General features: G+C 63.4%; 17 protein-coding genes. 1 reads left to right on the forward strand and 16 read right to left on the reverse strand.

Features of this window, described 5'->3' with window-relative positions; all coding sequences use genetic code 11:
- Nucleotides 1-13: 13 nt before the first annotated feature.
- Entirely contained in the window at nucleotides 14-1,819 is a 1,806-nt protein-coding gene (locus BLR13_RS25035) for a glycoside hydrolase family 15 protein (protein ID WP_074818347.1), read from the forward strand.
- Between the two features lie 446 nt (nucleotides 1,820-2,265).
- On the opposite strand, the gene BLR13_RS25040 is transcribed toward BLR13_RS25035, so the two are convergent.
- From BLR13_RS25040 to pqqA, 16 genes are all read right to left on the reverse strand, one after another.
- Nucleotides 2,266-3,069 carry an HAD family hydrolase gene (locus BLR13_RS25040; protein WP_074818343.1) on the reverse strand — a complete coding sequence of 268 codons (804 nt, stop codon included), beginning with the start codon at nucleotides 3,067-3,069 and terminating at the stop codon, nucleotides 2,266-2,268.
- Complete coding sequence (locus BLR13_RS25045; RefSeq protein ID WP_074831128.1) at nucleotides 3,066-3,554, reverse strand: gluconokinase; 489 nt, start codon at nucleotides 3,552-3,554, stop codon at nucleotides 3,066-3,068. The genes BLR13_RS25040 and BLR13_RS25045 overlap by 4 nt, the downstream gene beginning before the upstream one ends.
- A gap of 22 nt (nucleotides 3,555-3,576) precedes the next feature.
- On the reverse strand, nucleotides 3,577-4,332 hold the full coding sequence (gene pgl / locus BLR13_RS25050) for a 6-phosphogluconolactonase (protein WP_074818340.1): 756 nt from the start codon (nucleotides 4,330-4,332) through the stop codon (nucleotides 3,577-3,579).
- A gap of 3 nt (nucleotides 4,333-4,335) precedes the next feature.
- Complete coding sequence (zwf, locus tag BLR13_RS25055) at nucleotides 4,336-5,847, reverse strand: glucose-6-phosphate dehydrogenase (RefSeq protein WP_074818336.1); 1,512 nt, start codon at nucleotides 5,845-5,847, stop codon at nucleotides 4,336-4,338.
- A 3-nt stretch (nucleotides 5,848-5,850) separates the two neighbouring features.
- Complete coding sequence (gnd, locus tag BLR13_RS25060) at nucleotides 5,851-6,846, reverse strand: phosphogluconate dehydrogenase (NAD(+)-dependent, decarboxylating) (RefSeq protein ID WP_074818333.1); 996 nt, start codon at nucleotides 6,844-6,846, stop codon at nucleotides 5,851-5,853.
- Nucleotides 6,847-6,858: 12 nt separating this feature from the next.
- A complete protein-coding gene (locus BLR13_RS25065) occupies nucleotides 6,859-9,705 on the reverse strand; it encodes a bifunctional transaldolase/phosoglucose isomerase (protein ID WP_074818331.1) in 2,847 nt (948 codons plus the stop codon).
- A 338-nt stretch (nucleotides 9,706-10,043) separates the two neighbouring features.
- Entirely contained in the window at nucleotides 10,044-11,099 is a 1,056-nt protein-coding gene (locus tag BLR13_RS25075; RefSeq protein ID WP_074818328.1) for a 2-oxoacid:ferredoxin oxidoreductase subunit beta, read from the reverse strand.
- Nucleotides 11,096-12,949: a 2-oxoacid:acceptor oxidoreductase subunit alpha gene (locus BLR13_RS25080; RefSeq protein ID WP_074818327.1), complete on the reverse strand. Its 1,854-nt coding sequence runs from the start codon at nucleotides 12,947-12,949 to the stop codon at nucleotides 11,096-11,098. The genes BLR13_RS25075 and BLR13_RS25080 overlap by 4 nt, the downstream gene beginning before the upstream one ends.
- The gene (locus tag BLR13_RS25085; protein WP_074818324.1) at nucleotides 12,919-14,718 is read right to left on the reverse strand and encodes an FAD-dependent oxidoreductase; all 1,800 of its coding nucleotides are present in this window, start codon (nucleotides 14,716-14,718) and stop codon (nucleotides 12,919-12,921) included. Before BLR13_RS25085 ends, BLR13_RS25080 begins: the two co-directional genes overlap by 31 nt.
- A 230-nt stretch (nucleotides 14,719-14,948) precedes the next feature.
- Entirely contained in the window at nucleotides 14,949-15,608 is a 660-nt protein-coding gene (locus BLR13_RS25090; protein ID WP_074818322.1) for a DUF4286 family protein, read from the reverse strand.
- A gap of 124 nt (nucleotides 15,609-15,732) precedes the next feature.
- The gene (gene pip, locus BLR13_RS25095) at nucleotides 15,733-16,719 is read right to left on the reverse strand and encodes a prolyl aminopeptidase (RefSeq protein WP_074818319.1); all 987 of its coding nucleotides are present in this window, start codon (nucleotides 16,717-16,719) and stop codon (nucleotides 15,733-15,735) included.
- On the reverse strand, nucleotides 16,709-17,914 hold the full coding sequence (gene pqqE / locus BLR13_RS25100; RefSeq protein WP_074818317.1) for a pyrroloquinoline quinone biosynthesis protein PqqE: 1,206 nt from the start codon (nucleotides 17,912-17,914) through the stop codon (nucleotides 16,709-16,711). The genes pip and pqqE overlap by 11 nt, the downstream gene beginning before the upstream one ends.
- The gene (pqqD, locus tag BLR13_RS25105) at nucleotides 17,911-18,219 is read right to left on the reverse strand and encodes a pyrroloquinoline quinone biosynthesis peptide chaperone PqqD (RefSeq protein WP_074818314.1); all 309 of its coding nucleotides are present in this window, start codon (nucleotides 18,217-18,219) and stop codon (nucleotides 17,911-17,913) included. Before pqqD ends, pqqE begins: the two co-directional genes overlap by 4 nt.
- A 6-nt stretch (nucleotides 18,220-18,225) precedes the next feature.
- Complete coding sequence (gene pqqC / locus BLR13_RS25110; protein ID WP_074818313.1) at nucleotides 18,226-18,981, reverse strand: pyrroloquinoline-quinone synthase PqqC; 756 nt, start codon at nucleotides 18,979-18,981, stop codon at nucleotides 18,226-18,228.
- Between the two features lie 23 nt (nucleotides 18,982-19,004).
- Nucleotides 19,005-19,934 carry a pyrroloquinoline quinone biosynthesis protein PqqB gene (pqqB, locus tag BLR13_RS25115; protein ID WP_074818311.1) on the reverse strand — a complete coding sequence of 310 codons (930 nt, stop codon included), beginning with the start codon at nucleotides 19,932-19,934 and terminating at the stop codon, nucleotides 19,005-19,007.
- Between the two features lie 178 nt (nucleotides 19,935-20,112).
- On the reverse strand, nucleotides 20,113-20,193 hold the full coding sequence (gene pqqA / locus BLR13_RS25120; protein WP_035635412.1) for a pyrroloquinoline quinone precursor peptide PqqA: 81 nt from the start codon (nucleotides 20,191-20,193) through the stop codon (nucleotides 20,113-20,115).
- Nucleotides 20,194-20,366: the final 173 nt, after the last annotated feature.

Genomic DNA, 20,366 nt, shown 5'->3' on the forward strand with positions numbered 1-20,366 from the left:
ACGGTGATGCATATTGTCCTGCCGTATCGAAGATTATGGGCTGATTGGCGACTGCGAGACGTCGGCGCTGGTCGGCCGCGACGGATCGATCGACTGGCTGTGCTGGCCGGCGTTTGATTCCGACGCCTGTTTCGCCGCGCTGCTTGGTACTCACAAGCATGGCCGCTGGCTGATCGCGCCGGTGGGCGGCATCACGCGCACGTCGCGCCGCTATTGGGGCGACACCCTGATCCTGGAAACGCGGTTCGAGACATCAGACGGCGCGGTCGAACTGGTGGATTTCATGCCGCCACGCGGCAATGCCTCCGATGTGGTGCGGCTGGTGCGCGGCGCGCGCGGCCGGGTGAAAATGCGGATGCAGCTGGTGATCCGCTTCGGATTCGGCAGCGATATCCCCTGGGTCAGGAAGAACAAGGACGGCTCGGGGTTGCTAGCAATCTGTGGGCAGGACATGGCCGTGCTGCGGACTCCCGTCACGACCCGCGGCGAGGATCTCACGACGGTTGCCGAATTCGAAGTGGGCGAGGGCGATATCGTGCCCTTCGTGCTTACCTACGGGCCCTCGCATTTGCCGGTGCCGGCTCCGATCGATCCCGCGCAGGCGTTGCGGGACACCGAAACCTTCTGGGCCGAATGGTGCAGCCAGTGCACTTACGAGGGCGAGCATCGCGATCTGGTGATGCGCTCGCTGATCACGCTGAAGGCGCTGACTTATGCTCCGACCGGCGGCATCGTCGCGGCGCCGACGACGTCGCTGCCGGAAAAGCTCGGCGGCGCCAGAAACTGGGACTACCGCTTCTGCTGGCTGCGCGACGCGACCTTCACGCTGCTAGCGCTGATGAACTCCGGCTACACGGAGGAGGCGTCTGCGTGGCACAACTGGCTGCTGCGCGCGGCGGCGGGTTCGCCGGAAAATATGCAAATCATGTACGGCATCAGGGGCCAGCGGCGCCTCTTGGAATGGGAAGCGGACTGGCTGCCCGGCTATGAAGGCGCGTTGCCGGTGCGGGTCGGCAATGCCGCCCATGCGCAACTGCAGCTCGACGTCTATGGCGAGCTGATCGACGCGTTTCACCAGTCGCGGATGGCCAAGCTCCAACTCGACGAAGAGAGCTGGGCGCTGGAATGCTCGGTGCTCGAACACCTCGCCGAGGTCTGGGACCAGCCCGATCACGGCATCTGGGAGCGCCGTGGCGACGGCCGGCATTATGTCTCCTCCAAGGTGATGACCTGGGTCGCGTTCGATCGCGGCATCAAGAGCGCGGAACAGTTCGGCTTCAAGGCGCCGCTGGAGACGTGGCGAGGCTTGCGCGACGCCATTCACCGCGACGTCTGCGACAAGGGCTTTGACCGCGAGCTCAATTGCTTCGTCGAGTCCTATGGCTCGAAATTGCTCGACGCCAGCATCCTGATGCTGCCATCGGTCGGTTTCCTGCCACCCACGGATCCGCGGGTACGCGGCACGCTCGATGCGATCGAGCGGTACATGATGCGGGACGGCTTTGTGCTACGGCACGATCCGCGCGAGGTTTCGGACGAGACGCAGCCGATCGAAGGCGCATTCCTCGCCTGTACGCTCTGGCTCGCGGACGCCTTTGTGCTGGCGGGCGAATACGCGAAAGCGCAGGTGCTGTTTGACCGGGTTGTCGCGGTCGCCAACGATCTCGGGCTGCTGGCCGAAGAGTTCGATTCGGTGGCCGGTCGCCAGACCGGAAATTTTCCGCAGGCGCTGACGCATATCGCGCTGATCAACACCGCGCACAATCTCAGTGCGGCGAAGCCGTCGACCGATAAGCCCGCGATGCAGCGGTCGAAGTAGCGGCAGATTTTGCTCGACGGGCGCTGCGTGATTCCAAGGTCGATGCTTGGCATCGCCTCGGAACGATAGTTATCCGTCATTGCGAGGAGCGCAGCGACGAATCAATCCATTCTTTCTTTGTGCGGCGAGATGGATTGCTTCGCTTCGCTCGCAATGACGTGGAGAGGTGGTTCCGTCGCTCCGAGGAGCGCAGCGATGCCGGTGGGTTGCGCGAGCCGGCACCGTCTTCGCCGCGACAGGCCCGGGCTGGGAAAGCCTGCTGTCAGGGGAGGATGCGGCGGTGGGTGCCGGCTCGCGCTTGCCGATTCACACCAGATGGAAGTGTGGAGGTCGGCCGACCGATAGGGGCAGCTTTCGTTGAAGGAAGACTTTGTCGTTTCCTCGATTTTTCCTTCGCAGACGCTTGATAATGCCAGCGTCCGGGAATCGGGAGCCGCCGGCGAGCGTTATGTGAGCTTCAGTACGGTTTCCATCGCCGCGGCAAAGCCGTCGTGCTCGTTGCTGTCGGTGACATGCGTTGCATGCTTCTTGACGTCGTCGGTGGCGTTGCCCATCGCGAACGAGACGCCGCTTCTCGCGAACATCGGCAGGTCGTTTTGCATGTCGCCGATGGTGGCGACCGCAGCGGTCGAGATGCCGAGCCGCTTGGCCATCGCCTCGACGAAGGTGCCCTTGTCGTGACCCGGAGGCGTGACATCGAGGTAATAGGTCTGCGAGCGCACCGCGGTGGCCTGATTGCCAACGGCCTGCTGCATTGCGGTTTCGCAGCGTTGCAGTAGTGGTGCGTCGGAGCTGGCGCCGACGATCTTACAGGCGCCGGTCAGATAGGATGAAAAATCCGTCACAATGACCGGGTCGTGCTTGATCGCAAGTTTCTCATGCGAAACGTATTCGCCGTCCGGATTGCGCGTCAGCCATTGGTCGTTGGTGAACAGCCAGATATCGACGCCGAATTCGGTGAGGATGTCGATACTGCGCTGCGCCGTCGTGGGTGGGATCAAATGCTGTTCGATCGGCTTCAGTCCGGCATCGACGATGGAACTGCCGTTGAAGGCGCCGAACGGGAGTGTGATCGCCAATGGTTCGATCAGAAAGGTCATGCCGATGGTCGGCCGGCTGGAGACGATGGTGAAACCGATGCCGGCCTCGTGCAGCTTGGCAACCGCGCGCTTGGCGCCGTCGCTGAGGACCTTGCTCTTCGGCAGCAGGGTGCCGTCGACATCGGAAACAACGAGCGAAATGCGGGTCATGGGGCAACCAGTTCCAGTTGGCGGACAATGGCATCGACGATCGCCTCGACCGATGCATCGATCGACACCGTGATTGGCCGCTCGCTCGCCTGCGGCGGCTCGAGCGTTTGGAACTGGCTGTCGAGCAGCCCCGGCGGCATGAAATGACCCTTGCGCGCGGCGAGCCGTTTCGCGATCAGGTCCTGGGTGCCGTCGAGGAAGACGATGCGGACGTCGTCGCGGCCGTGCACGAGAATGTCGCGATAGGCGCGCTTCAGCGCCGAGCAGGCGACGACGGCGCGCTGGCTGGCCGCCGAGAGGCGGTCGATCTCGGCGGCGATCGCGCGCAGCCATGGCCAGCGGTCTTCGTCGGTGAGCGGGTGGCCCGCACTCATCTTGGCCACATTGGCTGGCGGGTGAAACAGGTCGCCGTCGACGTAATTCCAGCCGATGCGTGCGGCGAGCTGTTCGGCAATCGTGCTCTTGCCCGAGCCGGAGACGCCCATCACCACCAGCGCGCTGGGGGTCTCACTGCCCACGAAAATCCTCCGGAAGCGCCGCCTGATCGACCAGCCAGACCGTCTCGCCGGCGGAGCCTGCGCGGCCGGCCGGCAGGTTCTCGCCTGCGAGCACGCGCGTCAAGATCGCGCGCTTGCCGGCGCCCGCGACCTCGAACAGCATTTCGCGGCAAGAGGCGAGCGTGGGCAAGGTGAGGGTAACACGGGGAACGAACGGCTCGACATTGGCGCGCGGCACGCCGACGACCCAGCGCGTGGTCTCCTCAAGCGCGGGATATCCGGGAAACAGCGATGCGGTGTGGCCGTCGGGGCCGACGCCCATCAGCACCAGGTCGAACAACGGGCGCCCGTGATCCAGCATCTCCGCGCCATAGAAGGACTTCAGTTCGCCTTCGTAAAGCGCAGCGCTACGGTCGGGATCTGCCGGGTCGGCGGTCGCGGTCGGGATCGGATGGATGTTGGAAGCCGGCGCACACTGGTCCAGAAACGCCGCGCGCGCCATACTCATGTTGTTGAGCGGATCTCCCGCCGGCACGAACCGTTCATCGCCGATGAACCAGTGAACGCGCTGCCACGGAATGCGGCTTCGATAGAAGTCGGTCGCGAGCAATTGATAGAGTTGCTTCGGGCTCGATCCGCCGGTCAGGCATATCGCCACGCGATCGCCGTTGGCGGCGATCCGGGCCAGCACGCGCTCGGCGGCAGCGATTGCCAACGCCGCCGGATCGGCAACCGTAATCACATGTCGGTAGTCGTTCCCGGCCATTGGCTAACCGAGCTTCCGCCAGCTTCGGCCGTCACGTTCCATCAGTTCGTTGGCCTCCTCAGGGCCTTCGCTGCCGGGTTCGTAGACCTTCAGTCCCCTGGCGGCGGCCTTCTTCCAGGCGTCGAGGAACGGTTGCACCGCCTGCCAGCCGGCTTCCACGCTGTCAGCGCGCTGAAACAGGATGTTGTCGCCGATCATGCAGTCATAGATCAGCGTCTCGTAGCCGGTCGACGGCTCCGTCTTGAAGTAATCCTTGTAGCGGAACTTCATCTCGACGCCGTCGATATTGATGTTTGGCCCCGGCACCTTGGTGTTGAACTGCAGTGCGATGCCTTCGGTCGGCTCGGTCGAAATGATCAAGTAGTTTTGCGACAGCCGGTCCACCGGCGTATCGCGAAACATCGCAAACGGCGCCTGCTTGAACTTGATCGCGATTTCGGTTCGCTTGACGCCGAGCGCCTTGCCGGTGCGGAGATAGAATGGCACGCCGGCCCAGCGCCAGTTGTCGATGGTCAGTTTGAGCGCGGCATAGGTTTCCGTGTTGCTGCCGGGCTTGACGTCGGGGGTCTTGCGATAATCGTCAATTTCGGTATCGCCGACCCTGCCGGCGCGATATTGCCCGCGCACCGAGTTGCGCAGCGCCTCTTCCTCGGTCTGGGTCTGGATCGCCGCCAGCACCTCGGCCTTCTCCGAACGCACCGCATGGGCATCGAACTTCGCGGGCGGCTCCATCGCGACCAGCGACAGCAACTGGAACAGATGGTTCGGCACCATGTCGCGCAGCGCTCCGGTCACGTCGTAGAAGCTTCCGCGGTGACCGACGCCGATCTTCTCGTCGACCGTGATCTGGATATGGTCGATATGGTTGCGATTCCAGATCGGCTCGAACATGCCATTGGCGAAGCGCAGCACCAGGATGTTCTGGACCGTTTCCTTGCCGAGATAATGATCGATCCGGTAGATCTGGTGCTCGTCGACGATCTTCAGCAGTTCGCTGTTGAGCTCCCTCGCCGAGGCCAGGTCGGTGCCGAACGGCTTCTCGATCACCAGCCGCCGCCAGGAGCCGTTTTCCTTCAGCATGCCGGTGCGGCCGAGCTCGCGGCTGATCGGCAGGAACGCGTTCGGTGGCGTCGCCAGATAAAACAGCCGGTTGCCGCCGGTCTGCTGCGCGGCTTCCAGCTCGTCGAGCCGCTTGCTCATCGCATCGAACGAGGCCGGGTCGTTCGGATCGGCCTCGATGCAGGTCAGGCATCCCAGCAGGCGCTGGGCGATGGCGTCGTCCACCGCGCGGGTGGCGTACTGGTGCAGTCCCTTCATCAGGCCGTCGCGCAATTCGTCGCTCGACATGGCCTTGCGGGCAATGCCGACCAAGCAGAATTTCTCCGGCAGCAGGTGGTTGGCCGCGAGGTTATAAAGGGCGGGGATTACCAGCCGGTGCGCGAGGTCTCCGGTGACGCCGAAGATCACGAACGAGCAGGGATCGGGCCTGGTTTGTGCTGCCTTACCGACCGCCATGAATCACGCCTTCGAGCCTGGCTTCTTCGGCGGCTCCCTGTGGCCGCCGAAGCCCGCGCGCATCGCCGAGAGGATCTTCTCCGCAAAGGTATGGTCCTTGCGCGAGCGGAAACGCGCATAGAGCGCGGCCGTCAGCACTTCCGCCGGCACCGCTTCGTCGATCGCGGCATTGACGGTCCATCGTCCTTCGCCGGAATCCTCGACAAAGCCGGAGTAATTATCCAGCGTCTGGTTTTCCGCCAGCGCCGACGACGTCAGGTCGAGCAACCACGACGGGATCACGCTGCCGCGCCGCCACACTTCGGCGATGTCGGCAATATCGAGGTCGAACCGGTGTTCGGGGGGCAGCGCCTCGATGTTGGCATTCTTCAGAATATCAAAACCTTCGGCATAGGCCTGCATCAGGCCGTATTCGATGCCGTTGTGGATCATCTTGACGAAATGCCCGGCGCCGACCGGGCCGGCGTGGATGTATCCCTGTTCGATGCGCGGGTCGCGCTTCTCGCGGCCGGGGGTGAGCGGAATGTCGCCGATCCCCGGGGCCAGCGTCTTGAAGATCGGGTCGAGCCGGTCGACGACGGGCTTGTCGCCGCCGATCATCATGCAATAGCCGCGCTCGATGCCCCAGACGCCGCCGCTGGTGCCGACGTCGAGGTAAGAGAGGCCCTTTTCCTTCAGCGTCCTGCCGCGACGGACGTCGTCCTGCCAGAACGTGTTGCCGCCGTCGATGATGACGTCGCCGGGCTGCAACAGTTTTGCCAGTGCTTCGATCGTCGCTTCGGTGATCTTGCCGGCCGGCAGCATCACCCAGGCGGTGCGCGGCTTTTCCAGCTTGGCGACGAAATCTTCCAGCGAGGATGCCCCGCTGGCGCCCTCGGCGGCGAGGCCTGCGACCGCCTTGGCGTCCTTGTCGTAGACCACCGCGGTGTGGCCGTTCTTCATCAGCCGGCGGACGATGTTGCCGCCCATCCGGCCGAGGCCGATCATGCCGAGTTGCATTCGCTTGCTTTCCTAATTGAGGGCTTCCGAGATCGCGGCATCGAGTGCGGCGAGCGCCGGCCCGATCTCGCCTTTGAGATGGACGCGCAATGCACGCCGGCCGCGCTCCGTGAGCACGTCGAAATCGCCGCGGGCCTGGGCCGCCTTGATGATGCCAAAGCTCGCCTTCTGGCCCGGCACCTTCAAATCCTTGGCGTCGTCGGCCGTGATCTGCAGGAACACGCCGCTGTCGGGACCGCCCTTGTAGGCCTGGCCGGTGGAATGCAGGAAGCGCGGGCCGAACTCGGCGCAGGTCGCGACATGGCGCTCGTCGCGCACGGCAAGCCGCATCTTCTGCAAGCTCCCGATCGAGCCGGGATCGCGCGCGATATAGGCCAGTAACGCGACATAGTCGCCGCTGCCCGAGCGCGAGAGATGCGCCTTGATCCAGGAGCCGAGGCTGCCATTGGCGCCGGCCTTGCGCAGCGCGTCGACGTTGGCGTCATCGGTATAGAGATCGGCCTCGGCCGTGCTTATCACCGGCGTCTCGGCGGGCAGCTTGCCGGTCTTCTCGAACGCAGAGGTCAGTTCGCGGGTCTTGATCTTGGCGGCTTCGACGTCGGGCTGGTTGAACGGGTTGATGCCGAGGACGGCGCCGGCGACCGCGGTTGCCATTTCGAAGCGGAAGAACTCCTGGCCGATATGGTCGATCGACTTCAAGACGATGCGGACCACGGGATGTCCGGCCGCCTCCAGCGCGGCGAGCCGGCCGTCATGAGAAGCGTCGTCATCGCCTTCGACGCGGATGTCGATGAAGAAGCGGTCGTTGCCGTAGGTCTCGGGCGTGCCCAGCGGTTCGCCGTCGATCGGGATCAGGCCCTTGCCGTCCTTGCCGGTGGATTCGGCGATCAACTGTTCGGCCCAGGCGCCGAAATCGGCGATCTTCTTCGACGAGGAAATCGTCACCTTGTCGCGGCCTTCGAGGCCGGCGAGGCCGAGCGCCAGTCCGAGCTGTACGCCGGGATTTTCCTGCGGTGGCACGTCGGCGCCGCAGGAACGCACCATCGCGAGGGTGTGCTTGATCAGGCTCTTGACGTCGATGCCGGCGGCCGCGGCCGGCACCAGTCCGAACGGCGACAACACCGAATAGCGACCGCCGATGCTGGGATCGCCGTGGAAGATGCGCGCAAAACCCTGCTTGGTCGCGACCTTCTCCAGCGACGAGCCGGGATCCGTGACCGCGATAAATCGATGCCCGGCCTTGTCCTTGCCGATGGTCTTGGCAACGCGATCGAAGAAATAGTCCTTCATCACGTTTGGCTCGGTGGTGCCGCCGGACTTGCTGGAGACGATAAACAGGGTGTGAGCGAGATCGACCGAGGTTTCCATCGCCCGCACCTGCGCGGGATCGGTGGAGTCGAGCACGTGCAGTTTCGGAAAGCCGGACTTCCTCGGGAATGTCTGCGCCAGCACTTCGGGACCGAGACTCGATCCGCCCATCCCGAGCACCACGGCGTCGCTGAAATTCTGTCCCTTCACGCGCCGGGAAAAGTCCTCGTAGTCGGCGACGTCGGCCGTGGCCGGGCTGTTCAGCCAGCCGAGCCACTTGTTCTCGTCGTCATTGCTCCAGACCGATTTGTCCTTGTGCCAGAGCCGGCGGATCTTGGCGTGCGCGCGCCAGTCCTCGGTGCTCTTCTCGACCGCCTTCTTGATGCCGTCGCCGAGCGCGAAGTGGGCGCCATCGATGCCGCCGCCGAGCGAGGCCGCGCGCTTGTGCGCGACGGCGCCGTAGAGCTTGTCGGCGGCGTCGGCGAACTGCTTGACGCCGTCCTTGACCAGCTCGGTCGTGATGGCGTCGAGTGAGATGCCGGATTTGTCGAGGTCTTCCAGCACGCGGCGGGCATCGTCGATATTTTCCTCGAGGCTATTGCGCGTTTTGCCGTGGTCGCGGAACGCATCCAGCGTCGCCGGCGGCACGGTGTTGACGGTGTTGGGGCCGATCAATTCCGCGACATAAAGGACGTCGCTGTAATCCTTGTTTTTGGTGCCGGTGGAAGCCCACAGCAGTCGCTGCGGTTTTGCTCCTTTGGCCGCGAGCTTCTCCCAGCGAGGACCCGCGAACAGGCGCTTGTAATCCTGATAGGCCATCTTCGCGTTCGCGATCGCGACCTTGCCTTTCAGCGCGGAGAGCCGTTCCTTCTCGCTGGGGTCGTTGGCTTTGGCGATCTTCTCGTCGAGCTGCTTGTCGACGGACGAGTCGATGCGGCTGACGAAGAAGGAAGCGACGCTGGCGACATGGGAGGGATCGCCGCCCTTGGCGACGTATTTTTCGAGGCCGGCGATATAGGCCTCCGCCACCTCGCGATAGACCGCTTGCGAGAACAAGAGCGTGATGTTGATGCTGATGCCTTCGCCGATCAGGTGCTTGATCGCGGGCAGGCCTTCCGGCGTCGCCGGCACCTTGACCATCAGGTTCTTGCGCTTGACGTCCTTCCAGAGCCGCTCGGCCTCGGCGATGGTTCCCTTGGTGTCCATCGCCAGATAGGGCGAGACTTCGAGGCTGACGAAACCGTCATCGCCCTTCAAGTGTTCGTAGACCGGGCGCAGCACGTCGGCGGCGTGCTGGATGTCCTCGATCGCGACGGCTTCGAACAGGTCGGCGACCGAACGGTCGCCTTTCTTCAACGCCTGGCCGATCGGGCCGTCATACTCGTCTGAACTGCCGATCGCCTTTTCGAAGATGGCGGGGTTCGAGGTCACGCCCTTGACGCCATCGCTGTCGATCAGCGCCTTGAGGTCGCCCTTGGCGACGAAGCCGCGCGCGAGGAAGTCCAGCCAGACGGCCTGACCATGATTTTCGAGTGCTTTGACGGGATTCATGATGCCTGTTCTGTTCGATCGGTCGATTTCCGGGTTCCCGGCAGCTTTCGGCTGCGAGGGTGGAAAGTCAACAATTGGTTGGGCAAGTCTGGTTGGGCAAGCCGCCGTTTGGAAGGGCTCTATCCGGCGTGATAACGCGATAGGCGCCGGATCGATCCCCCGGGGAGGTTGATCTCCGAGAGTTGCCGCATTCGTGCACAATTTTGTGACGGCAGTGCGCCCACAATCAGGGCCGCAGATGGAGATAGCCCTGCGATTGCAGCACGGCGATCCCTGCCACGCCGCCTGTTTCGGCGGCAACCGAGCCCGGCGGCAGATCCTTCAGCCCGATGTTCGGCTCAACGCAGGCTGGCGTTGATCTTATCCAGTGCCGAGGAGCCGGGGCAGAGGTCGCCGGCGTCGAGCGTGTTGAGCGGCCGCTCGACGGTGTCGAGATGGGCGTGCATATCCTCCGAGTCCGGATCGACATACAACAATCCCGTGACCACCTGGCCCTTGGCGGCATGCTTCTGCAGGAAGGTCATCGCCGCCAGCCGGTCGTTGGGGTCGTAGTCGGCGTCGATCTTGCGCAGCGCCAGCCGGGTGCCGTCATGTTGCTCGACCACCTGCACCGAACCCGGCGCATAGTCGACGGTGATCGGGTCGCGGCCGGTGATGACATCAAGGCGGTTCACCGCGTCGTTGTGTTCGCGGACATAGTCAAAACTCTTGGTCGAGCCGGCATGGTTGTTGAAGGCGATGCAGGGGCTGACGACGTCGATGAACGACGCGCCCTTGTGGCGGATCGCAGCCGCAATCAGCGGCACCAATTGGGTCTTGTCGCCGGAGAAGCTGCGGGCCACGAAGGTCGCGCCGAGTTGCAGCGCGATCGCCACCAGGTCGATGGCGTTGTCGGTGTTCATCACGCCCTTCTTCGACTTCGATCCGCGGTCGGCCGTCGCCGAAAACTGTCCCTTGGTCAGGCCGTAGACGCCGTTGTTCTCGACAATGTAGGTCATGTTGACGCCGCGGCGGATCGAATGCGCGAACTGGCCGAAGCCGATCGAGGCCGAGTCGCCGTCGCCGGAGACGCCGAGATAGATCAGGTCGCGGTTGGCGAGGTTGGCGCCGGTCAGCACCGACGGCATGCGGCCATGCACCGAATTGAAGCCGTGCGAATTGCCGAGGAAGTAATCCGGCGTCTTCGACGAACAGCCGATGCCGGAAATTTTTGCCACCCGATGCGGCTCGATCGACAGTTCGTAGCAGGCCTCGATGATCGAGGCGGTGATCGAGTCGTGACCGCAGCCGGCGCACAGCGTCGAGACCTTGCCCTCGTAATCCCGGTGGGTGTAGCCGAGATCGTTCTTCGGCAGGCCGGGATGCTGGAATTTCGGTTTTGCAATATAGGTCATGACACGGCCTTGCGGAGAGGGGTCACTTTGAGGTGGTCTTGGTGGTCGCCGATGGAATTGGCGATGAAGCGCGCGGTGATCGGCGTGCCGTCATAGTGCAGGATCGGCACCAGCCGCACCGGATCGATGCCGTTCTCGTTGACGATCAACGAGCGAAGCTGGCCGTCGCGGTTCTGCTCGACCACATAAACAAAGTCGTGGTCGGCGATGAAGCTCGCGACGCTGGAGTGGAACGGGAAGGCGCGGATGCGCATGCGATCGAGCTGGTGCCCGCGCGCTTCCAACAGACCGATCGCCTCGTCCATCGCCGGCGCGGTCGAACCGAAATAGATCACGCCGTATTTGGTCGGCTTGGCGGCGTTGGCCTGCAACGGCCGCGGCACCATGTCCTGCGCGGTTTCGAACTTGCGCACCAGCCGCTGCATGTTGTCGGCGTAGACGGCGCCTTCTTCCGAATAGCGGGCGTAGCGGTCGCGCGAGGTGCCGCGGGTGAAGAACGAACCCTTGGTCGGATGCGTGCCCGGATAGGTGCGGTAGGGAATGCCGTCGCCGTCGACGTCGAGGTAGCGGCCGAAGTCGCGGCCGGGCTCGTCGAGCATCTCTGCCGTCATCACCTTGCCGCGGTCGTATTGCCTGGCGTCGTCCCACTTCAGCGGGCGGCACAGCCGGTGGTTCATGCCGATATCGAGGTCGAGCATCACGAAGATCATGGTCTGCAGCCGTTCGGCGAGGTCGAACGATTGCGCGGCGAATTCGAACGCCTCGGCCGGATCTTCCGGGAACAGCAGGATATGCTTGGTGTCGCCGTGCGAGGCATAGGCGCAGGCGATGATGTCGCACTGCTGGGTCCGCGTCGGCATGCCGGTCGAGGGACCGGCGCGCTGAATGTTCATGATCACGGCCGGAATTTCCGCGAAGTAGGAAAGGCCGATGAACTCCGTCATCAGCGAGATGCCAGGGCCGGAGGTCGCGGTGAAGGCGCGCGCGCCGTTCCAGGAGGCGCCGATCACGATGCCGATCGAGGCCAGTTCGTCTTCGCCCTGAACGATGGCGTATTTCGCCTTGCCTGTTTCAGGGTCGTGCCGCAGCTTCTTGCAGTGGCTCGTAAAAGCCTCCGCCACCGACGACGACGGCGTGATCGGATACCAGGCGCAGACGGTGGCGCCACCGTAAACGGCGCCAAGGGCTGCGGCGCTGTTGCCTTCCATGAAGATGCGGTCGCCGACCTTGTCGGCCTTCTTGACCCGCAGCCCGATCGGGCATTTCAGGTTCTGCAGCGCCCAGTCGCGGCCGAGCGCCAGCGCATGGACGTTGGAGGACAGGAGCTTTTCCTTGCCCTTGTACTGCTCGCTGAACAGTTGCTCGACCAGCTTCGGATCCATCTCGAGCAGGGCGCAGAGCGCGCCGAGGTAGATGATGTTCTTGAACAGCTGGCGCTGGCGCGGATCGGTGTAGGTCGAGTTGGTGATCGCGGTCAGCGGGACACCGATGACATTAATGTCCGCACGGAATTTCGACGACGGCATCGGCTTGGTCGAATCGTAGAATAGATAGCCGCCGGGCTCGATCGAGGCGACGTCCTTGTCCCAGGTCTGCGGGTTCATCGCCACCATCATGTCGATGCCGCCGCCGCGGGCGCCGAGATGGCCGGCTTCGGTCACCCGCACCTCGTACCAGGTCGGAAGGCCCTGGATGTTGGAGGGGAAGATATTGCGCGGGCTGACCGGCACGCCGTGGCGCAGGATCGCGCGCGCGAACAATTCGTTGGCGCTCGCCGAACCCGAGCCGTTGACGTTGGCGAAGCGGACGACGAAATCGTTTACGCTGCTGATCGGGCTTTGGACTGACATGATGTTCCCGCGTGAGTCATATCGATGAGGTATTTCTTCATGTCCCAGGCACCGGTGGGACAACGCTCGGCGCACAGCCCGCAATGCAGGCAGACGTCTTCGTCCTTCACCATGACGCGCCCGGTCTTGAGCCCGTCGGCGACATAGAGCGCCTGGTCGTGATGCGGCGAGGGCGCCTTCAGCCGCTGCCGCAGATCGTCTTCCTCGCCGTTGTCGGTGAAGGAGATGCAATCCATCGGGCAGATATCGACGCAGGCGTCGCATTCGATGCAGGCCGGCGCCGAGAACACCGTCTGGATGTCGCAGTTCAGGCAGCGTTGCGCCTCGCCGAGCGCCAGCTTGACGTCATAGCCGAGTTCGACCTCGGTGCGGATGTCCTTCAGCGCGATCACCTTGTCGCGATGCGGCACCTTGTAGCGATGGTCGACCGAGACGTCGTTGTCGTAGCTCCACTCATGGATGCCCATCTTCTGCGACGAGATATGCACTTCGGGAAGCGGACGCTCCTTGATGTCCTCGCCGGAGAGCATCTTGTGGATCGACAGCGCGGCGTCATGACCGTGCGCCACCGCCCAGATGATGTTCTTCGGGCCGAACGCCGCGTCGCCGCCGAAGAACACTTTTGGATTGGTCGAGGCGAAGGTGGTCTGATCGACCTGCGGCATGTTCCACTTGTCGAACTCGATGCCGCAGTCGCGCTCGATCCAGGGGAAGGCGTTCTCCTGGCCGACCGCGACCAGCACGTCGTCGCAGGGGACGGTCTCATCCGGCTCGCCCGAGGGCACCAGGTTACGGCGGCCCTTGGCGTCGAATTCAGCCTTCACCTTCTGGAAGGTGACGCCGGTGAGCTTGCCGTTCTCGTGGGTAAAGGCGACCGGCACCATGTAATTGAGGATCGGAATGTCCTCGTGGAGGGCGTCTTCCTTCTCCCAGGGCGAGGCCTTCATTTCCTCGAAGCCGGAACGGACGACCACCTTGACCTGTTCGCCGCCGAGGCGGCGCGCGGTGCGGCAGCAATCCATCGCGGTGTTGCCGCCGCCGAGCACGATGACGCGCTTGCCGATCTTCTCGATATGGCCGAACGACACGGAAGCCAGCCATTCGATGCCGACATAGATGTTGGCGGCGGCTTCCTTGCGGCCGGGGATGTCGAGCTCGCGGCCGCGCGGGGCGCCGGAGCCGACGAAGATGGCGTCGTAGTCTTCACCGAGCAGTTTCTTCAGGCTGTCGATGCGATGGCCGCCCTTGAACTCGACCCCGAGGTCGAGGACGTAGTCGGTTTCCTCGTCGATCACCTGGTCCGGCAGCCGGAATTTCGGAATCTGGCTGCGCATCATGCCGCCGGCCTTGGGATCGGCATCGAACACGGTGCAGTGATAGCCGAGCGGCGCGAGGTCGCGCGCCACCGTGAGCGAAGCGGGACCGCCGCCGACCAGCGCAATGCGCTTGCCGTTCTTGGTCAGCGGCTTCGGCATGCGGTGCTTGACGTCGTCCTTGAAGTCGGCGGCAACGCGCTTGAGGCGGCAGATCGCAACCGGCGTTTCCTCGACGCGGCCGCGGCGGCACGCGGGCTCGCACGGACGATCGCAGGTGCGCCCCAGAATTCCGGGAAACACATTCGATTTCCAATTGATCATATAGGCGTCGCTATAACGCCCCTCTGCAATCAGTCGGATGTATTCGGGAACTGGCGTGTGTGCGGGGCAGGCCCATTGGCAATCGACCACTTTGTGAAAGTAGTCCGGCGCCGAGATATCAGTCGGTTTCATTCCTACCTTGTCCGTGCCGAAAACGAGAACAGCGCGGCCTTATTTTGCCTGCGAACGCTCAGATGGCGTTCTTGTGGTTTTTGAATTGGATCATAGGCTTATCTTATTAGAGCCATTCCAGAGCAGGCACAAAGGCAATTTTGCGCGATCTCCAGCTTTCAAACGCTGCCGCGTGCGTGAACGGTAATGATGCAGTGCACATGCTGCGCTGCATTCTGAAATGATTGGAATTAGCGTCCCAAATCGCTCTTCGCGAGATCAAACGTCAGCTTGTAGATTCCGCTGGATACCGTCTGCGATTTGAACGCGGCAAAGCGCGCCGCCGCAGCCGGGATTGCGTTCACGTCGGTGGCATCGATCAGCACGAACCAGTCGCCGGCGCCGGGGGCGGATGCAGACGGATTGTCGGTCAGGGGTTTTGACAGCGCCGGATCGTTCTCGAGCAAGTGCATCGAGATAATCCCGTCGAGCTTTGCGGGATCGAGCTGCTCCCGCAGCGCGCTGCGCAAGTTGTCTTCGCCGCCGGAAGCAGGGCGCAGGCGGATGATACCCAATGCGGCGCCTCGGCCTGTGCCGCGGCTGATCGTGATCCGCGCCACGCCGCGGATCATGTCCTTGAAGCGGGCGATGTTGGCCTTCGACCATGCGGTCTGATTGGCCAGTGCGGTGCGGTAGGCCGGGCTGTCCAGCACGTCGAAGGTTTCGGTGGAGTAGAGGCTGAGATATTTCGGGTTGCCGTCATGCGCGACATAGCGCCGCGCCTCGAGGAAGCCGGGGATCGCAACGCGCTCTTCGAGGTGTTCGCGGTCGTACCAGCGATTGAACTCGGCCTCGTCCGAAGCGTCGACGTTCATCGACGTCAGCAGCATGCCTTTTCCGGCGATCGGCATTCGTCTTCCCTCTGCTCTCAGCCCCTCATGGTGAGGAGCCGCGTTAGCGGCGTCTCGAACCATGAAGCCCGACTGGTGGCCTCATCCTTCGAGACGCAGCTTGCGCCGCTCCTCAGGATGAGGGTCATTTCGCAATCCTGGACGCCATGTCCGCGATCGACTTCATCACGGCATCGCGGACGCCGGGATCGTACAGCGTGTGGCCGGCGCCCTCGACCACGCGAATTTCGGCCTCGCGCCATACCGCGCCCAGTGCATGCGAGGTCGCGGGCGGACACAGCAGATCGTAGCGGCCTTGCACGATGATGCCGGGAATGCCCTCGAGCTTGCTGGCCTCATTGATCAACTGGTCCGGCTGCATGAAGCTGTCATTGGCGAAATAATGCGCTTCCATGAACGGTGTCGCGGGCAAGGCACGCGAGGAAACGAGCGCCGGCAGATCGAGCCGGCTGCGCTTGGGTGCATGTTCGGAAAGAATTCCCTCGGTCTGTCCCCAGGCCCGCGCCGCAGGGCCGTACACGGCAGGATCGGGATCAAGGATGCGGCGGAAATAGGCTTCGATCGGACGTGCACGCTCTTCCTGCGGCAACACGCGCAGGAAGTCGTCATAAAGGCCGGGATAGAAGCGCGGCAACACGTTGAGAAAGCCGTTCTCGATTTCTTGCATGGTGCCGAGAAAGGTCGCGCGCAGTACGATGCCGGTGACGCGCGCGGGATGGGCTTGCGCATAGGCCAGCGCCAAGGTCGCGCCCCAGGAGCCGCCAACCACCATCCAGCGTTCAAGCGCGAATTTTTCGCGGATCATTTCCATATCCGCGATCAAATGCTGAAGCGTGTTGGCGTCGCGGCTGGCTTTGGGGCGGCTGCGGCCGGCGCCGCGCTGGTCAAATAGCACGGCATGGAAGCGTTCGGGATCGAACAGCCGACGGTGATCGGGCTGGCAGCCGCTGCCGGGTCCGCCATGCAGGTAGATTGCGGGGACGCCACCGAGGCGGCCGACGCTCTCGACATAGATCTCGTGGCCATCGCTGACGGACAGATGTTCCGAGGTGAGCGGTGCAAACGGATCGGCGCGGCGAGCGGACTTTCCGGCGTCGGCGTCAGGCGCCATGCTCGCCTTCCGTCTCCAGCGTGCCGCCGGCGAAATTGCGATAGAGGAAGCGGTTATGATCGGCAGCGGCCTCGGACTGGGCAGCCTTGAAAATCTGCTCATGCATCGGCGACAGCGTGCAGGCCGGATCGGTGTTGCCGGCGTCGCCGGTCAGCGCAAAGGCCTGGCAGCGGCAGCCGCCGAAATCGATCTCCTTGAACTCACAGCTTTGGCACGGCTCGGGCATCCAGCCGGTGCCGCGATAGCGGTTGAAGGCCTCGGAATTCTGCCAGATCCAGGCGATCGAATGATTGGATCGTACCGATTCGAATTCGAGCCCGGTGATCGACTCGGCGGCATGGCACGGCAACACCTTGCCGGCGGGCGAGATGTTGAAGAATTGCCGGCCCCAGCCGCCCATGCATTTCTTCGGCCGCAGCGCGTAGTAATCCGGCACGACGTAGTCGATCGCGAGAATGCCCTTCAGCCGCGCGGCGGCGTCCTCGACGATGCGGCTGGTTTCCTCGATCTGTTGCAGCGTCGGCATCAGCGCGGCGCGGTTCTTCAAGGCCCAGCCGTAATACTGGACGTTGGCCACTTCCAGCCGGTCGGCATCGAGATCGACCGCCATCTGGATGATGTCGGTGAGCTGATGCAGGTTCTGCCGGTGCATGACCGCATTGACCGTCAGCGGCAGTTCGAACTCACGCGTCCATTTCGCGGCCTCGATTTTCTTCTCATGCGCGTTCTTCAGGCCGGCGACGCGGTCGGCCACCACGGCCTCGTTGCCCTGAAAACTGATCTGCACATGGCACAACCCGGCATCGGCCAGCGCGGACAGCTTTTCCTTGCTCAGCAACACGGCCGACGTAATGAGGTTGCTGTAGAGGCCGACATCGGTTGCATGCTGCACCAGCTCGACGATATCCTTCCGTGCGGTCGGCTCGCCGCCGGAAAAATGAATCTGCAACACGCCGATTTCGGCGAGCTCGGTCAGGACCTTCTTCCACTCGTCCGTGGTGAGTTCGCTGCTGCCGCGGTCGAGCTCGACCGGGTTGGAGCAGTAGGGGCACTGCAGCGGGCAGCGGTGCGTCAGTTCGGCGAGCACCGCCAGCGGAATGCCAAAAGTCTCCGCGGTCGAACGGCGCGATTCCAGGATCGCAAGCCCGTCATGGGGCGCGGCCGCTTTGTTGCCGTCGGCGATCAGGTCACTCATGACGTCTTCTCGCGCGCTTCGGTGAGGAAACCCTTGTCGGCGAGGTCCTGCAGCATCCCGACGACGTCGGTGGCGATCGCCTCGCGCGGCGCAGCGTATTTGGCGGCGAGCTGATCGGCAATGTCGGACACGCTGCGGACGCCGTCGCAGAGCTGCAGCACCTCGACCGCGATCTCGTCAGGCGCCAGCACCCGCTCCGGCGCCAGGATCACCCAGACCTGCCGCGTCTCATCGAATTTCAGCCGGGCGTGCCGCGGCAATTTCGGCCGGCTCGCCTCGCTGACGCTGATGTTGCGGCTTGCCATCTGTTGTCATGTCCCTTTTGGCACGAACGCGCCGGGCGGAATGTGGCCCTCGACATAGGCATAATACAGCGCATCGAGCTGAACCCATAGCACATTGGTCTTGAAGATCAGCGCGTTGCAGACCGCCTCGCGCTCCCTGGGCGTCGTGGCATGGGCCTTGACGTATTCCAGCGCGAAGCCGGCATCGCGCGGCGCCTGGGTCAGGCGGCGGCTGAAATAGCTCATGATGTCCGGATTGACGAAATCGTAGTGCTGCAGCATGCCGGAGATGCGTTCCTCATGCAGGTTGGGTGCGAACAGCTCCGTCAGCGAGGAGGCGATTGCTTCCAGCGGGCTCTTGTCGCGGCAGAAATGCACATAGGCTTCCACCGCGAACCGCGTCGCGGGCAGGATGCCTTCGGTCGATTCCACATAGGCGCTGTCGAGACCGAGCCCCTCGGTCAGCTTGAGCCAGCGTTCGATGCCGCCTTCGGTGCCGTGATCGCCGTCATGGTCCTCGATACGGTGCCGCCACTCGATGCGGGTGGCGCGGTCGCGGAACCGCGAGATCACCATCGCGTCCTTGAGCGGGATTGTGCTCTGGTAATAATAGCGGTTCAGCGCCCAGGCCTGCACCTGGCCCTGGTTGAGTTTGCCGCCGTGCAGCAGCCGGTGGAACGGATGCAAATTGTGATACCGCGTCGCGCCGATGTGGCGGAGCATCGCTTCCAGTTCCTCGGCGCTGTTGAGCGTGACGCCCTTGCCGATCGAAAGCGCGGTCATTCCGCCTGCTGGTGCCACGACATTCACAGCGTGATCTCCATTCCGTCGGCGGGGATATGCCAGCCCGCTTGTTCCGCGGCCTTGCGCTCGTCCGAGCCATGCAGCAAGGCCGGGTTGGAATTGTTGATATGCAAAAACATCTTCCGGCCGATGTCGAGGCCGGCAAGGCTGGCGATGGCGCCGTGATCGCCCGACATCGAGATATGGCCCATACCCTGTCCCGTCTTGTTGCCCAGCCCCGCCACGATCAATTCGTCGTCGCGCCACACGGTGCCGTCGAAGAAGACCAGCGCTGCGCCGGCCAGTCTCGATTTGAGGTCGTCGGTCACCCGGGCGCAGGCGGCAAGGAAATAGAAGTACTTGCCGCTGGTCTTGTCCAGAATCCGCAAGCCCAGCGTATCGCCCGCGCCGTCGCTGCCGGCCGGATGCGCCTTGCCTTCGAGATACCAGGCGCCCTTGCCGGGAACCTCGAACGGGAGAATCTCCATGCCGGACGGCGAACCGTCGGGCAGCGAGGGTTCGAATGCCTTGTCCACCTCGATCGGCTGGCGGCGGACGTTCTTGTCGTTCAGTACATTGAAGATGCTGTTGGACTTCAGAATCGCAAGCACCCGTTCGTGCGCATAGAGGGTAAAGGGCGAGCCCTCGCGCATCGACAACAGCCCGGCGATCGCATCGATTTCGCCGTTGGTCAGAATGACGCCCGCGATCGGGCTGTGGCGGAGCTGTCCGGCTTTGGGGTGAAGCTGCGGCGTCGCGGTCAACTGCTGGCGCAGGTCGGGCGAGGCGTTGATCAGAAACCAGTGCGCACCGTCGGCGCTGACGGCGATCGATGCCTGGGTGCTCTGCAATTCCGGATGTTCGGTTCGCGCTGTCAGGCACACCGGACATCCGCAGTTCCACTGCGGAACGCCGCCACCTGCCGCGGCGCCCAGGACGACGACCCGAAGCATGATCCGTCTCCCGGGGTACCAAGACCTGTCAATACAGACCTTGGCGCTACAAAACTTGACGTTACGAAGCTTGGCTACAAACGCCACGCGGTGGACCCAGGTTCAGGACACAATTCCACAATCGGGAAGCTGTCCGGCCCGGAGGTCCACCTGCGTGAGATCGGAAGTGACGCTGCCGCTACTTGCGGGTCGCGCACATATACATGTTGATTTCCATGCCGACCGAGACTTCGACGATTTTCGGTGCTTTCCAGGCCATTTGGCGCTCCTTTTGATACGGGACGAACTCCGCCCTCAAACATAAGGTAATGCGGATCAAAAAGTTCGCCAGTTAAATCTTTTGCGTGAAACCTTGGCGTGTTTATGCTGCACTGCAAAGTGAGCTCACGCAGTTGTGCTGGCGCCAGTGTCAAAACAGCGTGGGATCAAGCG

It is taken from the genome of Bradyrhizobium ottawaense (assembly GCF_900099825.1).
Lineage (GTDB): Bacteria > Pseudomonadota > Alphaproteobacteria > Rhizobiales > Xanthobacteraceae > Bradyrhizobium > Bradyrhizobium ottawaense_A.

What these genes read in the sequence shown, in the direction of transcription:
- BLR13_RS25040 (WP_074818343.1), bottom strand. Translation starts at nt 3,069, where the DNA reads ATGACCCGCATTTCGCTCGTTGTTTCCGATGTCGACGGCACCCTGCTG.
- BLR13_RS25045 (WP_074831128.1), bottom strand. Translation starts at nt 3,554, where the DNA reads ATGGGCGTCTCCGGCTCGGGCAAGAGCACGATTGCCGAACAGCTCGCC.
- pgl (WP_074818340.1), bottom strand. Translation starts at nt 4,332, where the DNA reads ATGGCCGGGAACGACTACCGACATGTGATTACGGTTGCCGATCCGGCG.
- zwf (WP_074818336.1), bottom strand. Translation starts at nt 5,847, where the DNA reads ATGGCGGTCGGTAAGGCAGCACAAACCAGGCCCGATCCCTGCTCGTTC.
- gnd (WP_074818333.1), bottom strand. Translation starts at nt 6,846, where the DNA reads ATGCAACTCGGCATGATCGGCCTCGGCCGGATGGGCGGCAACATCGTC.
- BLR13_RS25065 (WP_074818331.1), bottom strand. Translation starts at nt 9,705, where the DNA reads ATGAATCCCGTCAAAGCACTCGAAAATCATGGTCAGGCCGTCTGGCTG.
- BLR13_RS25075 (WP_074818328.1), bottom strand. Translation starts at nt 11,099, where the DNA reads ATGACCTATATTGCAAAACCGAAATTCCAGCATCCCGGCCTGCCGAAG.
- BLR13_RS25080 (WP_074818327.1), bottom strand. Translation starts at nt 12,949, where the DNA reads ATGTCAGTCCAAAGCCCGATCAGCAGCGTAAACGATTTCGTCGTCCGC.
- BLR13_RS25085 (WP_074818324.1), bottom strand. Translation starts at nt 14,718, where the DNA reads ATGAAACCGACTGATATCTCGGCGCCGGACTACTTTCACAAAGTGGTC.
- BLR13_RS25090 (WP_074818322.1), bottom strand. Translation starts at nt 15,608, where the DNA reads ATGCCGATCGCCGGAAAAGGCATGCTGCTGACGTCGATGAACGTCGAC.
- pip (WP_074818319.1), bottom strand. Translation starts at nt 16,719, where the DNA reads ATGGCGCCTGACGCCGACGCCGGAAAGTCCGCTCGCCGCGCCGATCCG.
- pqqE (WP_074818317.1), bottom strand. Translation starts at nt 17,914, where the DNA reads ATGAGTGACCTGATCGCCGACGGCAACAAAGCGGCCGCGCCCCATGAC.
- pqqD (WP_074818314.1), bottom strand. Translation starts at nt 18,219, where the DNA reads ATGGCAAGCCGCAACATCAGCGTCAGCGAGGCGAGCCGGCCGAAATTG.
- pqqC (WP_074818313.1), bottom strand. Translation starts at nt 18,981, where the DNA reads ATGACCGCGCTTTCGATCGGCAAGGGCGTCACGCTCAACAGCGCCGAG.
- pqqB (WP_074818311.1), bottom strand. Translation starts at nt 19,934, where the DNA reads ATGCTTCGGGTCGTCGTCCTGGGCGCCGCGGCAGGTGGCGGCGTTCCG.
- pqqA (WP_035635412.1), bottom strand. Translation starts at nt 20,193, where the DNA reads ATGGCCTGGAAAGCACCGAAAATCGTCGAAGTCTCGGTCGGCATGGAA.